The following is a 279-nucleotide window of genomic DNA, read 5'->3' as shown; positions in this document are numbered from 1 at the left end:
GGCTGCCCAGCCGGCTACCACGGCGACGCAGGCGGCCGGCCAGCAAACCGTGCAGGCATCTGCAGCCCAGCCGCAGGCTACGACGACCCAGACCGGCGCGCGCGTCAGCACGCTGTCGGCTCGCATGGGTGGCGACCTGCCGACACCGAAGCCGAAACCAGTTGTGGTGGCTTCCGCCGCTACCAGCCTGGTGTTTCCGGCCGCGCCCGCCGCGCCGAAGGCCATCGCGTCGTCATCAGGCTTCCAGCCAGTTGCCTATTCCGGTCCGGTGCCGACTTA

At 70.3% G+C, this 279-nt stretch carries 1 pseudogene; it reads left to right on the top strand.

Features of this window, described 5'->3' with window-relative positions:
* Positions 1-279, top strand: a pseudogene (locus NLU14_RS21575) (hypothetical protein); the annotation flags it as partial.

This window comes from Marinobacter iranensis (assembly GCF_029207565.1).
In the GTDB taxonomy this organism is placed as follows: domain Bacteria; phylum Pseudomonadota; class Gammaproteobacteria; order Pseudomonadales; family Oleiphilaceae; genus Marinobacter; species Marinobacter iranensis.
The sequence above is the reverse complement of the archived record's forward strand: the minus strand, read 5'-3'. Positions and strand labels throughout refer to the sequence as shown.